Origin of the sequence: Bacteroides sp. 51 (assembly GCF_010500965.1) — a bacterium.
Taxonomy (GTDB): domain Bacteria; phylum Bacteroidota; class Bacteroidia; order Bacteroidales; family Bacteroidaceae; genus Bacteroides.
The window spans coordinates 25,197-41,023 of sequence record NZ_QVMI01000019.1; the positions used below are offsets into that span (position 1 = coordinate 25,197).

Here is a 15,827-nt window from a genome sequence, read left to right on the forward strand (position 1 = left end):
CCTTACTTCTAGCTTCTGATTAATATTCCTCCAGTATACGCATTGCTTGTTCTATTTCTTTCTCATTTTTGAAATCCATCAGGATATTCAAACCGTTGTTACCAACATTGTCTAATAAGGGGCGAAGTTCATCCAACGTAACCCAACAAGGCATAATAGATTTTCCGCCCGCCAATATTTTACGGTAAAGATCGTACCACTTAGGATCACCACCTTGCGGCTCTCCTACTCCGGGTGTCCACTGAATGGCATTGAGTTCTTCTATTTCCAACAGAGCGTCCACGTGCCGGATAGCTCCCACCCCATCCAAATGATAAAGGGTATAGTCAATCTTCTGGCATTGCTCGCGTAAATAAGGTTGAGCAAAACGCCGGAAATCATCCTCGCTAATCATAATGGAAATATCACTTTGCAGCTTGCTTACTTTACCTGGTCCCCAGATCGAAAAATAACAGAAAGCCATTTCATCACCTTCACGAATGATGTCATAAAGTTCATCGAATACGCGGAAGTAGATTTCGTTAATTTGCTTTAGCTGGTGCTCAAGGAGTTCCGGATTCATAACCGTATCCATCAACACGGTATCTGTTCCGTGAAGAGCGGCAAGAATGTCCAATCCTTCCATGAGGTCGGGCATGCCGACGTAGTAGTTGCCGTTGGTACGTTGCTTGCAAGCACGGAGCAAATCTTTATGTAGTTTCCAGGCTGCGTTTTCAGGGTCGAACACAATATCTTGCTGCGGATTTGGATTGGGGTGTATCCAGATGGTATCCTCTCCACCTTCCAGCACACCTCCCAATATGGCTGCCAAAGAGCCTGGTCCTAGCTGCGTATTAGCTACAGGAGGGATATCTGCCAGAAATGAACTATGCGCCATATAATAATTCAAATCATCAGCACGCCACTCGGGATCAAACCAACGCTGATTCAGATTTTGTGCAGGAATAGGTTTACCTATATTTACGTGAGGTTCCACACCTTGCTGCAAGTGTTCCCACATGTTGATGAGCACACCTTTCTGGTTCCACCAATCGAGGTATCGTTGACTGCTTTCTTCCCAGTTTTCTTTCCAACGGCCACTGCGGCAAGGTACCACTTCCAATTTTTTCATATTATTATCTTATTAAAGATACCTTTAAAAGTTTCGTCTATTGTAATGGAGACAGCTTTGGAGAGATCCATTTCGTCTGTACATTCCACCGCTTCGGGATAGAAAGGGATTTCTGCTCCATAACGTACATACACCGGCATTTCCTCCAATGGAACATGTACGTTTTTCAACCACCGGGCACCTTCATATACTGTGCCATCGAAGAAGTTTACCCATTTGCCTTCGGGCAGATAAATATCGCGGCGATTCTCGCTGTTCATTACAGGAGCAACAAGGAAATCATCTCCGAAGTAATATTCATCGTCAATGTGCCAGCAGAGTTTATCGTCGGCATGGTGGAAAATTAATGCCCGGACCAAGGTATGTCCTGTACGAGTTGCTTTCTCGCTTTGTTCTACAATGTAAGGCAGTAAGGCATAACGAAGTTTCCACCATTTCTTCACAATGGGCGCTATAGCCGGATAGTGCCAGGGTTCACGCTTCGATGTTCCGTGATAACGTATATGCGAGGTAAAGACCCCGAATTGCGTCCAACGTACATATAGATCATCGGGAACAGGTGAGTTCATAAAGTTCGGCAAACTATGGAATCCGGGTACATCATGGCTCCAGAAAGCAAATCCGGATAGGCCGAAGTGCAGGCCTCCTTTCAGTGATCCCGCCATACCATCCCAGGTAGATGCTGAATCACCACCCCAATGCAATGGGTAACGCTGGCAACCTGCCCAACCGGCACGTGCCCAGATGATACCATCACCGGTAACTTCTTTAGTTATGTCATACGCAGCTTTCTGATAAAGCAAAGCATATAAATTATTCAATAATGCAGGAGACATACCATGATATTTGGCATCCATGTGAATATTCTCCCCAAAATCGGCCTTGATGCACACAACGCCCATATCCAGAAGCTTTTTGAGCAAACCTTTATACCAGTCTACGGCTTTGGGATAAGTGAAATCGATGGTACCCGCATAATCCAGGGCAGAGAAGTTAGAGCCGTCTGTGGCCTGCACTTTTGTCAATGGACCGATATAGTTATTGGCTTTAGCTTCGTCTATTTGTTCAGCCGCTTCGGCTACATAAGGCAGTTGCCAAAGGGAAACGCGATAACCATTATCTTTGAGTTGATGGATAAATTTCTTCGGATCGGGGAAACGTTCATCGTTGAACTTCCATTCGCAGAGCCAATCAGTTTTAAACCAGCCGGTATCTAAATGGATAACATCACAAGGATAGTGCTCTGCACGAAGACGGTCGCAGATCTCTGTAACTTCATCTGCACTGAAATAAGTCATACGACTCATCCAAACTCCGAAACTCCACAGCGGGGGCATAGATGGGAATCCGGTTAAGCTACGGTAGCCCTTTAATATTTCTTCGGGGGTTTCGCCACTAATCAGAAAGACATCCAGCAAGGGTTGGTCGCTAAGGAATTGAACCGAGCGTGTAGAGTGGTCTGCTAAAGATAACTTGCTATGCGCACTGGTATGATAAAATATACCGTACATACGACTGGACAAGAAGAATGGAATATTCTTGTATGCCCGACGGTTATTCACCCCTTGTCCATCCTGATTCTTTAACTGGAATGTATGCCCACTCAAATCCATCTTGGAAAAGCGTTCGCCAGTTCCCGCAAACACTTCATCCGGTTGAGCGGTAAAGGAAATCGTCGCCCTCTCCTTTTGCCCTTCTTTCACCACATAAGCAAGTGGCAAAGCATCATAGCGCGGAGGAGAGAAATGGTCATATGCACTAATGTGTATCTCACGTTCGCCATCCGGCCAGAAAGTGATGTCGAGTGTTTCCTGCGGTGCAGGCAGCAGGTCACTCCAATGATCCAGCACAGGTTCTTTCAGGTTTACCCATGCGCGACGAATACCATCTGCATCAATAATCAACCATTCGCCATCAGTCTTTACTACTTTCAGCGGGATCTTTTTTACATCCGGACTGAATTGAAGCATTTCCGATTGATCTGTTAGTTCATACTGTCCGAACCCGACAAATACGCGCATGATTTTATGTGTGTACTGACGAATTATAAGCGTTGAACTTTGACGCTCCACCGTAGTATCTGCCTCCATATCATTGGCCAGCACTTGCTTCTGGAAGGGTACGGTTATGTATATATCTCCGTTTTTCTCTTGTATATCTGTTGGTCGACAGGACTTCCAAAGAGCTTCATCGCTCTTCAGGTCGACATCAAAGTCGAGAAAATCAAATAAATGATAATTTGTTTGTTTCATGTAAAAAGAGACGGATGAATATAGCCTTTTGTAATCAGTAATGCAGGACTATTTACTGGTTGGCACTTCCCATATTCTATATATCAGCATGGTGTAGGGACAGGCCTTGTGTCTGCCCCTACATGAAAATGATAAGAATGTGGATCAATTGGGTTCATGATGCTGCGCCTTCGGCCCATTATTCTTCCAATTATTCCCCGGGCCGGGAGTATTGGAATCGAAACGTTCTTCAGGGCACCAGTTGTTTTCTATTCGATAGTAAGACGTAGCTTCATCCAGATAGATATAGAAGGCACGGTCGTTCGTGGCATAAGGTGCATCTATCAATGCCTCTAGACGATTATCCATTATCGATGAACCCGGTTGTGATGAGAGGGTATATATGGCTCCCGCATCGTAAAGCTGGCGTGCAAAGTGGTGAACATAGTTTCCCTGTATATGGTTGTTTTTCATGCCGCTATATGACTTCGTCCATCCCCATCCTACACAGATACCGGAGTAGTTGACATGACTCACTTCATTCTGTTCAATGGTTACATCACTAACATATCCGGCACCGATGCCCACACAGCCCCAGTCTTCATTGGTTACTTCTGTAATCAGATTATTTGATATACGAATGTGTGAGCACAATTCCTGTGGATTTTGCGGAGTGTAAGGTACATGCGTTTCAAATCCACCGCTTGGGAAAGCACCTAGCATGAGTGCCGTTCCGCCGATATCCGTAAAGTGACAATCCTTTACTGTAGAATATCTTGCCGCCCATTCGTAGTCCAATCCGGTTGATGCCAGATGTTGAAAAGTACACCCGGTAAAATCAACATCATATGCCCCTCTAATCCGGATCGCAGCCTCCGGGCGGGCAATCCACGCCTGGTTTTCAAGTGAGGCTTTCTCGGGTAATCCGGGGATTTGTAGTTTATATGCATCAATCAGATACATACCTCCCTGTAACGTAACATGTCCCTGATATGACGGACGCATACACCCTGTATGCTCAAAACTAATGTTTTCAAAATGGATATGAGATACCGGACGTTCCAGTGTTCCATCTATCCACACCAATTGTTCCAAAACTGGAACAATGGCCGAAGCCTTCTCCATATCTTCACCCTCACGCGGCCAGTAGTAAACTTTACCGGTAGGATAATCTCTGTACCACTCACCCGGAGTATCCAGCAACTCGATGGCATTGCAGAGATAAAAAGCCGAATTCCCCTTCTCGCCTCCAATTACCGGTTGCGGCCAGGGATGAGCAAATTCCAACTGACTCTCTGGTTGGTGAAAGGTAACACGGGTTTTCTCCCCTTGTACGTCAAAGTCCTTCACCCGCAGAATAGCCGTTGCCCAACGCTGGTGAACAACCATTTCCATCTGCGTGGGGGCGACGCGCCCCGGCGAGGTTTCCATGCAGGAAGCAACGAAGGCTATGTCGGGTGTGGGAATCCAGATTTCTTCTTTATCGGGCACGAAGTCAATCATACGCTCCATCTTTCCGGGTTCGAATTGTGAAGCGCGGACAGCCTTATTGCCATTAATCCAAAGCTGGCGGAATTCTAATAACCGATTACCTACTATAGGGGAATCTGCCACCCAAACTTTACCTTTTGCTGCCGCAGGTAAACCTGCCGGAGCGGCGCTGGGGCTAAGCCTCTTCCAGTTGGTAATGTTGATCCCTCCGCTAATCACGGGCTTCGCGCCGCGTGCTGCGATAATCCGTGTGGGACTTTCATCGATACCGCTATCTTCAGGGCGAATAAAGATAGTGCGCTCTTGCTGATAAACTCCATCTTCCAGAATGATACATATTCCTTTCTGTACGGAAGGATCGGATAAGCGCCGCCACTCCCGTGCTTGTTTCAACGCTTGTGTAATAGTAAGGAATGGGGCTTCTTCTGTTCCCGGATTTGAATCTTTTCCCGAAGGGCTTACCCATATTTCACCGGCTAGTGCAGGCAGGGCGAATAGGAATGCAAGTAAGCAAAATACGTAGTTTTTCTTCATAATATAGATGTAGGGGCGGTTTGCAAACCGCCCAGGTTATAAATAGAAAATCATTATCGGGCGCCTCGCTTGCAGCATACTTTTGTCATCAGGAATCCGACAAGGAAGATGACAATAGTACCAAACACAATCGTCAGGTTGGCATGGAACGGACTGCGGAACTCACTCAGGAAACCATCGGTAAAGAATATCGGCGACAAACTCATCCACATTACAACAATTACACCTGCAATAGTTCCGATAATCGCATCTATGTTCCGTGCTTTTTTACTTAAATAGCCCAATAGGAATAACCCTAACATTCCTCCGCTAAAGATAGATGACAATGCCCACCAAGCATCCAGTGCACTCTCGACCTGTAAGAAAGCAATAGCCACAAAGATGCCGATAATACCAATAGCTGCATTAGATAAGTAAATCATACGTACCGATTGACTATCTGTTGCCGACTTTTTAAAGAAACGCTGATAGTAGTCCGTCAAAAGAACGGTTGCCGAACTTGTGATACTGGTTGCTATGGTACTCATGCCTGCTGCAAAAATAGAAGCGATCAATAAACCGGTTAACCCTGTAGGCAACTGGTGCACAATAAAGTAAGGGAATACAAAATCGCCATCCGTGCCAGTCGGCAGAAGATCGGGTTGCACTTTATAGAATGTATACAAACCTGTACCGATCAGGAAGAAAACGGCCGAAACGGGTATGAATAAATACCCGCCGAACAGCGCGGAAAACTTCGCGCTCTTTTCATCCTTTGCAGTCAGATAGCGCTGCACATAGTTTTGGTCGATGCCATAATTTTGCAGATTAATGAAAATACCGTAAACCAGGCAAACCCAGAAGGTAGATTCTGTTAGGCTGGACCCGAAGCTACCTAGCGAGAATTTATTGTCGGCAACGGCTATATCCCAGAACTGTTTAGGTCCCTCGGGCATTCCGAATATGATGACAAGGAAGCAAACCACTGCACCACCAATCAGGATGAAACCCTGAATAGCCTCGGTCCAGATCACGGCTTTAATACCTCCCATCATCGAATAGAAGGTAATGGCAATGGATGTGCAGACAATGATTGTCTTTATATCCCATCCTAATAAGGCATTCATGGGTAGTGCAAGCAAATAGAGAATGGAACCCATGCGGGCAATCTGTGTCAGCAAATAACAGGTAGATGCATACACGCGTGCCCAAGGGCCAAAGCGCTTTTCAAGAAAAGAGTAGGCCGATACACTGCCCTGACTTCGATAAAAAGGAACAAAATATTTAGCTGCAAAATATGAAGCAATAGGTATGGAAAGACCGAATACAAAAGCATTCCAGTCGCTCATATAGGCTTTACCCGGATAGGCCAGGTAACTGATACTGCTTACATAAGTAGCAAAGATACTCATCCCAACTACCCAGCCGGGAAGAGAACGTCCGGCGGCAGTCATCTGGTCACTGGTACGCTTCTTTTGGAAGAAAGAGCAACCAAAGAGAACAACTCCTCCGGTAAATACAATAAAAACAATAATGTCGAGTATGGTCATAAGAGTTGAAAATTGAAAGTTGAAAATTGAAAGTTGCCATGCGGCATAGTGTTGGAGTTAAGAGTTGAAAATTGAAAGTTGAAAGTTGAAAGTTACCATGCGGCATGATAACTCTCAACTTTTATGCCGCATGGTAACTTTCAACTTTCAACTTTCAATTTTCAACTGATCCAACGCCAGTTGGATCTTCCCTCTTTCCGGTTCTTTAAACTTATGGAAAGGAGCAGCCAGATGATCGTTGCAAACGCCCAACAGCCCCAGGGCACACTTTACACCTTTCAAATAGCTGCTTCCATATTTCCCTACCGTATAAATAGTTGTCGATATCTGCATAATAGTCTTTTGCAGACGGCGGACTTCTTGCAGATTACCGGCTTCGGCAGCATTATACAAACTTACATATAATTCCGGGAACATATTAGCACCACCGTTTATGCCTCCATGTCCACCCATAAGTACAATCTCTCCGGTAATTTCTTCCGGACCTACCAGCATAGAAAAATCCGGTCTGTCTTTCATGGCAGTCATCACGCTTTGAAAATATACCGCGTTAGCCGAACTATCTTTGAAACCGATCACATTTTTATTCTCCGCAATCTGGCGAATGGTTTCCGGTGCAAAGTTTACTTTGGTATGGCTTGGCATATTGTATAAGAAAAGCGGCAAAGGCAACCGATCGGCCAGATCAAGATAAAACTCAGCTAGTTCCACCTGACTGGGAGCGTAATAATAAGGAGGTGCCGACACCACGGCATCAGCTCCACAATCGGCAGCAATATTAGCTAGTTTGATACTTTCTGTTATACTGGTATCTGATATACACACCAGTAATGGAAGCCGTTTATTGTTAATCCGACTTGTTTCTTCAATCATCTGCCGACGAAGGCAATAGCTGATGCTCTGAGCTTCTCCGGTAGTGCCCAGAATAAACAATCCGTGAACACCGCCTGCAATAAGGCGTTCGATCAGGTTTTCAAGACCTTTAATATCTAGTGTATCGTTATCCAGCAATGGAGTAACTAATGGGGGAATGATACCCTTTAGTGGGGCATTAGCGATTAATCTGTTCATATTATTCAGGAGTTAGAAGTCAGAAGCTAGAAGTAAGGTAATGAAGTGATATTGCAACGTAAAAGTATGACCTTACTACTAGCTTCCAGCTACTTATTTATTATTACTTCATCTTTAGTATCTACCCAAAGGCGGTATTCATTATTGCCCAAGGCTTCCACCCGGCCAATATTAGTTTGAGGATCATTGTGGCTGGTAAATGTCACATACCCGCTACCCTCGCCTGCTTGTATCTTTATCTTTTCCTTGTCCATATATACATAGATATTACCGTTAGGCGTAGGTACATTACCTTCCATCCACTCCAATCCACCTAATACAGGATGAATGGCAAATTCTTTATATCCTTCTTTTACCGGACGTACACCCAGATAATACTTACCCAACAGGTAAATCGGGCTGGCTCCCCAGGCATGGCACAGGCTCTTTCCATACGGACGGCCATACATAGCCAGATGTTGAATGCCCGACTCTTCCGGGTTATATTTTTCCCAGAATGAAGTAGCATCCAACGCCAGCATTCCGCCCCAATAGGCTTTCATTTCCTTCATCACCTCTTCTTGTTTGCCAAGTGCGCAAAGGGCTTCCAGTTCATAGAAGCGCATATATGGAGTGGTGATTTTCAAGATATTGTCATTCAGTAATACGGAATCTTTAATGGCTTCTTTCTGCGTATCATTCAGATAATCGAAGAATACGGAGAACATATTGGAATAACGGGTTACTGCATCGCTTTTGACTCCGTTTATACGATTATGTACTAACGCTTGTTTGTTGTCGTCCCAGAAAGCGGGTTGTATTTTCTCACGTAAGCTATCCGACAATTTTGTATATTGTTGTGCTCCTTCGGTATCTTCTACCAGGTTAGCGCACAATGCCATGGTTTCAAGACTTTTGCAGAAAAGAACCTGTTCAAAGGAAAGTTCCCCTTTCTTATCCAGGTAACCGTCTGCCCAGTCTACGAATACCCAGTCGCCCGTCATGCCTTCCACCATACCGTTTTTATTGGTACGTCCCAACACATAATCCATCATGGTTTGCATACGTGGATAGATCTGGGATACGAAGTGCTTATCGCCCGAATACATATAATAGTCATAGATGCTCATGAACCAGTAGAATGTATAGTCCATGATGGTATTGGAATGGCTGGTTACGGGGTCTTTGCCGCGAAGCAGCCATATGGTACGCTTAACGGATTCACTATCGAAGAACAGATAGTAGTTCATCAGGTAGCTTTGAATGGCATCACCGCTCCACACCCAACGGTCGCGCTTGATTCCGTCGATGAAGAACTCGCGGGTGGTTAGGTGCATGGTGTATGCGCCGATGTCCCATATCCGGTTCAGTTCATCGTCGTTACAACGGAATGATCCACGGTATTCTACAGGCAAGTATTCATATAGCATACTTACGCTGTTATAACTTACTTCAGGTGAAGTTTGCACATATACATAGCGAAAGGCTTTGCTATTGGTTAAAGTATAGTCGCCATTGGTATCTGTAGTCTCGTTAAGAGCTAAGTCTGTTACTTTATTCTGATTGATATGAAGTTGATCCAGTGTTTCACAATATTCGGTATCCATGGCCTCTTCGGGGCTTTCTCCGTAATAGAGTTTGATGTCTCCGGTTCCTTTCAAGCCATGAAAACGGATGAATCCAAAGGTTTCCTTTCCGAAATCGACTAATACCCCGTTGTCAACGGTTGTTAGTTTCACCGGTTCCTCCGGTTGAGTGGCTAGTTTAAACTGCGATGGTTTTTGCTCCGCTGTATTGAAGTTCCAATGTCCGGCATCCATATATACCGTAGCAGAGGTGTCGCTCGCTTTACCGCTTTCGTCAATCCATTCTTTATCTTCGAAAGTAACCTTCCAACTAGCATTGGTGTTAACAGTTTTACCTTTTATAAACAATGCTGGAGGAGTAGTCTGATTGTAAACTTTGATGTTCAGGTGGTGCTCGCCTGCCGGTAGCACAAATGTCTGGGGTGAGCCAAATTGTAACTTGCCATCCAGTTTTACATTATATCGTCCTTCTACGGTAATCTCTATTTCTTCAGGAACAGTAAGATTCAGTTTCTTGCTGAACTCTACCACTACATAATGACTGTCTGTTTTCCAGAACGGGGGGAAGAACGCCCCACGTTCGGTACGACGGTTGTTCATTTCATTGCCCAACCATATTTCATAATCGCCCGGATACCATATCCACAGCGGTGAGGCACCGCACCCAGGTTTAGCTAACGCTGACCGTTGGTTCCATGCGGGAGGGTTCGTATTCTCAAATTTCATCTCCGTATCTTTCTTTAGTTATTTGTTCCAATGTTTTGCCACGGGTTTGAGGGGTCCAGATGGTACCGATTAATAAGGCAACAAGCAGTAGTCCGATCATGATGTAGGCTGCAAGGTAGAACCCTTCGCCGTCTCTTCCGTAGATATTGACAAATACCAGTCCCCACAGTGCCGAAGCACCTCTTACGATAAAGAACATAACACCCTGTGCAGCAGCACGATATTTAGCGGGGAATAATTCGGATGCCCAAAGCGCATAGAATGCCTGAACACTAATCCCTCCCTGAATTCCCCAAAGGATGGTGAAAATCCATAAAGCGAAATGATCCTTTATGCCTACAAAAACAAGGATTAACCATGCTACGATGCCGATTCCTACACCAAAGAAATAGAGCCACCGCTGATTTACCTTATCAACCAGCATGGCAAAGCCGAAGTAAGTTACCGCAACGATAATCAGCCATTGTATGGCAGACAACATATTGGCTTGTCCGTTTGATAGTCCGCCAGCGGTTTCATAAATATGGGGTTGGAAGAATCCCATTACACTTGCCACAAAGTTCCATGTGAGGTAAATACCTGCAAGGAAAAGAATGGTGCGCACATTGACTTTGTTGGTAAAGAGCGATCCGAACGATGCAAAAACACTGGGCTGCTTTTCTTTGCTTTGCGCCAGTTTGGCTGCTTCCCAATCTTTTGACTCGTCGAGCCGCCGCTGCAATAACCATGCAACAAATGCTACGATAAACAAGGAGCCGAATATAATGCGGCTACTGAATACATTGACAGCTTCAACACTTGCATTGCTACCTAAGAAGAAAGCTGCCGCATCTTGAACCCATCCGAATAATACTCCTGCTGATTCACCTCCTTTTCCGGGAGCAAGCAGCATGCCCAGAATCAGAATGATAGCCGGGCCAACTCCCCAGGCAAACTGGGAGATACCGATGTTTCGTCCGCGGTTGCCTACTTCCGAGTTCTCGGATATATATGTCCATGAAGCAGGAACACCGGCACCGACCGATATACCTGTAATCAGGAATCCGAGTAGTAGCATTGGGAAATTCACGGCAAGCATTATAATGGCAATACCCAGCATATACACCAGCATATTGTAGGTATAAATGGTTTTTCTACCATATTTATCGGCAAGGAAACCACCGATGATTGCACCGATAGCCGCACCAAAACAGTTTGCACTAATGGCATTGAGCCAACCGAGGTTTCCTTCGGTAAGTCCGAGGTAACTTTGCCAAAGCGTTAATCCGCTTGCTCCGGCTACAATTGCACCTGCATCCAAATAGTTTGTCAGCGATACGACAATTGTACTTTTTAAACTTCCTTTTTTATTTTCCATGCTTTTATCACTTACGACTCGCCGCCATCCAAACTGTCATTTCTGTTTTTCCTCTGTTTCCCCAGGCGTAGTATGGGATGAGACGGATATTTACGTTCTGGTTGACTTGTCCTACCGGGCGATAAAGTGTGTCTTCCCAAGAGTCGCCGGCGGCCAGTTGTGCTACGCCTTCCAGTGCTACGATAGGGCTTCCTTCGATCGTAATTTTCTTTGGAGTCAGTTTAATATCTGTAGGAATCAGTACATCATCTATGCGTTTTCCACCTTCAATGTCTATGCTTTCCAGACAATATACTAATGGACCACGCTTTACGGCTATCTGGTTACGGGTTTCTTCTACCAATGGGTGAGACTCCATTAATACGGGTTCCATTGGCATAATGAGTTCCACTTTATCTCCTTTTTTCCAAACGCGGTTTAATTCTACATACATATCCGGCAGCAAGGTGCCGCTCCAAGCTTCACCATTTACAGTAATTGTAGCCTTCCGGCACCATTCGGGGATACGCATAAAGATGGAGAATGCTTTCTTCTTTGGCGCTGTTTCAACAGTCAGTTGTACGTTGCCATCCCAGGGATAGTCCGATACTTGTACGAGTTTTACTTTATCTCCGCTGGTCAACTTGGTTTCCAGTTCGCTTCCGCCATACATATTGCACCAGATGCCTTCTTCGTTGATGGAGTAAGCATAATTCTGCGCTTCGCACAAGGTACGTACTGTGTTCGGCGGGCAGCAGAAGCAACTGATATATTCCATACGTTCTTTGGGCCAACGTAGTGTGTAAGGCAAGTCATGGCTGATACGTAGCGGATTGGTATAGAAGTATTTTTTTCCATCCAGACTGATTCCACTCAGGATGCTGTTATAAAAGCAGTTCTCTACGATGTCTATATATTTAGCATCGCGACTGGTTTGGAACATGCGCCAGTTGAATAGCATATTTCCGATATTGGCACAGGTTTCGTTGTGGGCTGTACTGTTCGGCAGTTGGTAGGGGCGACCGTAGCTTTGGTGTACTTTCTGTATGCTATCCGGTTCATAGCATGTTCCGTCCGGAGAGGTTCCATCGTACAACGCTCCGCAGGCGCCGGTGATGTACATTTTACGGGTAACGATATCTTTCCAGATGCTTTCCAGGTTTTCCATCAACAGTTTTTCTCCGGTTTCGGCATATACATCAGCCACTCCGGCGTATAGATAGTTTGCACGTACGGCATGCCCCATTGCTTTTGTCTGGTCGCGGAAGGGTACACGGTCCTGATTATCGTCTGTTCCGTTTTCTACCATGCCGCGAATGTCGATCAGGTTCTTGGATAGTTCCAGGTAACGGAGATTGCGAGTGGTGCGGTACATTTCTACTACGCCCATATAATGTGACGGACAGATGGCGTTGCGCGCCAGTTCGGCCGAAGCGGTTTCGTAAAAGTGACAAAGGAAGTCTGTTGCTTTCACGGCTACATCAAGCAACGTGTTTTTACCGGTTGCCCGATGATGCACGATACCTGCCATCATCAGGTGTCCCAGGTTATAGGTTTCAAAGTTCAGACGATTGGCAAAGGCGCCTTTTTCGTCCTCCTCTCCTACTTTGGTACCGATCAGGGTTTGTGATTTCTTATGTGTGTCAATGCCTTTATTGCGTTCTTCAATCACTACGGGGGTATGGATATAGCCATCTTCGCGTTGTGCTTTGGCGATGTGGTCGATTACATGGTCCATCAACTCATCCAGCTTCGGGTCTTTGGTTATGGCGTATACCGATGCCACGCCTTCGAGCCATTTGTAGACATCGCCGTCATGGAACGGAGGTCCCCAGTGTTCGCCCGGGCAAACGCCGGCAGCAATTTCAAAGTTCCGGAAGCCGTGTGATAGTTCCGGGGTGTTCCAGGTTTTCCACATGCTCAGGATGGTGTTGTCTTTAAAGACATTGAAACGATCTCCCCAGAAACCATTTGTCCAGCGAACCGAGCCTAACTCTGTGTTTGCCATTTGTGCGTATTTGCTTTGGCTCATATCGGTCAGGCCATTGTTCTGGGCAGATACACCCATTGCGATAATTGAAGATAGGATGGTAATTTTAAGCGCTTTCATTATGAATCATGATATTATTAATAATGAAAGGACGAAAAAAAGGACGGGGTGTACTCAGGAAAAAGGAGTTATAGACGGGTACGCACTTTTGTATTGTTATGACAGAAATGACATTTTGATAATAGAATGGAGTGGTAATTGCATATTCCGGGCTTGGGGCAGAAAGGTAAGGAAGAATGGCAAAAGAATTGCGTTAGCAAAAATCAAAAAGATTCGATTTTCTGGGATAAACTACCTAAATATCCAAAATATAATAAAACAAATTACGAATGGCCGCACAAGTTAAAACAAGTGCAGCAAATACACACTTTAATTATTGCGCTTAAAACAGACCAACCAGAGGATGGAAATCTATAAAATGAAACACGCTGAACACTTGAGCGCTTGGCTGTCGACACTTGAGCGCTTGACTGTTGATACTTGAGCGCTTGACTGTCGATACTTGAGCCGCGCGCTGCCAGCAGTACGCGGCTCAAGTGTAGAAATTATTGCGCTGGGGCACTTCCAAATATCAATAATACACTGTAGAAGCAAGCCTAAAACCTGATTTTAACATCTCATTGACGGTTTTTAGAAAACTTGCATGTAATCAGAATAGAACAAATACTATCTTTTTGATCTGCTTTTGCCCACACTTGCGACTTTATGACTACTTCACCTTCTTATATATTCCGAGATGCATTAATCCGGTTCCACAGAAAAGACCATCAGATTCTATAAGTTCTATGATAAGCGTGTTTTTTGTAAACTTATACTCATACACAAACTTCAAGCCACCGCTTTGTTCATAAAGTGTGTTTCCTTCAATTCTGTATTCTGCATAATCAACACCATCGTATCCCGGATGTTGAATAGAAAACGTAACATCGAACAACAACTTTTTTCCGGAAAAGAACAAAAAACATCTCCCGGCTGTTTATATTAGCAGAATATATAAAATATTATAGTTATGTTAGAATATGAATTTTGGGGAAATACCGTCGAGAACTGGGGTATTTCAGGTATTATCATCGTAGTTACAGTAATCTTAGCAAAACTAATCTCGTACTTGAATAAAAAGGTACTGATACCTTACACTAAAAAGACAAGGAACAAGCTGGACGATATCATTATCGGCTCCATCGAACCTCCCATCGTGTTTGCCATCGTATTGCTCGGTTTGTGGATTGCCATTCATCGCCTGGTTTATCCCGATGGTTTCGTCAGTGCTGTTGATGCTGCATACAAGATACTGATTGTATTAAATATCACCTGGTTATTTGCACGATTGCTCAACGGTATGATTGATACGTATTGGGTAAACGGTTCGAGCCATAAAGTAACCACCCGAATGATGCCTGTAGTAAGACGTACCATTCTCGTCGTGGTCTGGATTATCGGTATAGTCATGGCGCTAAGCAATGTTGGGGTAAACATCAGCGCACTACTCGGAACACTGGGTATTGGTGGTATCGCATTTGCCTTGGCCGCCCAGGATACGATAAAGAATATATTCGGAGCATTCACCATCCTGACCGACAAGCCTTTCGGCATAGGAGATACCATCAAAGTAGATGGTTTTGAAGGCACGATTATTGATGTGGGTGTACGCAGTACGAAAATGAGAACATACGACAAACGTATCGTTACCTTCCCCAACTACAAAGTGTCGGATGCATCCGTAGAGAACATATCTTCCGAACCGATGAGACGGGTAGTCCTGAAACTAGGGTTAACGTATGACACAACTCCCGAGAAAATGAACGAAGCCCTGAATATATTGAGGGATATGCCTAACAGAGTACAATATGTTTCGCCTAAGGACATAGTGGCCAACTTCTCTGATTTCCTGGACTCTGCACTGGTTATTACTTTCATTTACTTTATCGAAAAGAAAGGAGATATCGGAAAGGTAAACTCAAATATTAATCTGGAGATTTTGACTTCATTCAACAAAGCCGGATTGAACTTTGCATTCCCATCTCAAACGCTTTATGTGGAAAAGACAGAAGCCATAGCAGATATTGTTGGAGGAAATAAAGATAGTCAGGATAAGGAAGCAGAACAACCAAAGTAGTTCTTCTGAAAAGAGAATCAAGGTGTGTCCTAAGTCGGTAATCCACTTATGACACACCTTCCTATTT

The 15,827-nt window shown here is 44.7% G+C and carries 8 protein-coding genes and 1 pseudogene; 1 reads left to right on the plus strand and 8 read right to left on the minus strand.

The genetic code is table 11. The features are described 5' to 3' along the window. Positions 1-20: 20 nt before the first annotated feature. From D0T87_RS25120 to D0T87_RS14785, 8 genes and pseudogenes are all read right to left on the minus strand, one after another. Positions 21-1,111 (minus strand): annotated as a pseudogene (locus D0T87_RS25120) (cobalamin-binding protein); the annotation flags it as partial. Beyond that, positions 1,108-3,363, minus strand: a complete 2,256-nt coding sequence (locus D0T87_RS14755) for an alpha-xylosidase (RefSeq protein WP_163175910.1) — start codon at positions 3,361-3,363, stop codon at positions 1,108-1,110. The pseudogene D0T87_RS25120 and the gene D0T87_RS14755, both read right to left, overlap by 4 nt. Positions 3,364-3,507: 144 nt before the next feature. Next, positions 3,508-5,367 carry a right-handed parallel beta-helix repeat-containing protein gene (locus tag D0T87_RS14760; RefSeq protein WP_163175911.1) on the minus strand — a complete coding sequence of 620 codons (1,860 nt, stop codon included), beginning with the start codon at positions 5,365-5,367 and terminating at the stop codon, positions 3,508-3,510. A 53-nt stretch (positions 5,368-5,420) separates the two neighbouring features. Further along, the gene (locus D0T87_RS14765) at positions 5,421-6,896 is read right to left on the minus strand and encodes a sodium:solute symporter (RefSeq protein WP_163175912.1); all 1,476 of its coding nucleotides are present in this window, start codon (positions 6,894-6,896) and stop codon (positions 5,421-5,423) included. A 147-nt stretch (positions 6,897-7,043) separates the two neighbouring features. Next, the gene (locus D0T87_RS14770; protein ID WP_163175913.1) at positions 7,044-7,967 is read right to left on the minus strand and encodes a dihydrodipicolinate synthase family protein; all 924 of its coding nucleotides are present in this window, start codon (positions 7,965-7,967) and stop codon (positions 7,044-7,046) included. Between the two features lie 89 nt (positions 7,968-8,056). Continuing rightward, positions 8,057-10,258 carry an alpha-L-rhamnosidase C-terminal domain-containing protein gene (locus D0T87_RS14775; RefSeq protein WP_163175914.1) on the minus strand — a complete coding sequence of 734 codons (2,202 nt, stop codon included), beginning with the start codon at positions 10,256-10,258 and terminating at the stop codon, positions 8,057-8,059. Then, complete coding sequence (locus D0T87_RS14780) at positions 10,248-11,615, minus strand: MFS transporter (protein WP_163175915.1); 1,368 nt, start codon at positions 11,613-11,615, stop codon at positions 10,248-10,250. The genes D0T87_RS14775 and D0T87_RS14780 overlap by 11 nt, the downstream gene beginning before the upstream one ends. 7 nt (positions 11,616-11,622) lie before the next feature. Continuing rightward, positions 11,623-13,704, minus strand: coding sequence for a glycoside hydrolase family 127 protein (locus tag D0T87_RS14785; protein ID WP_163175916.1), 2,082 nt, complete (start codon positions 13,702-13,704; stop codon positions 11,623-11,625). A 949-nt stretch (positions 13,705-14,653) separates the two neighbouring features. Here D0T87_RS14785 and D0T87_RS14790 point away from each other — a divergent pair. Beyond that, entirely contained in the window at positions 14,654-15,760 is a 1,107-nt protein-coding gene (locus D0T87_RS14790) for a mechanosensitive ion channel family protein (protein WP_163175917.1), read from the plus strand. Positions 15,761-15,827 lie beyond the last annotated feature (67 nt).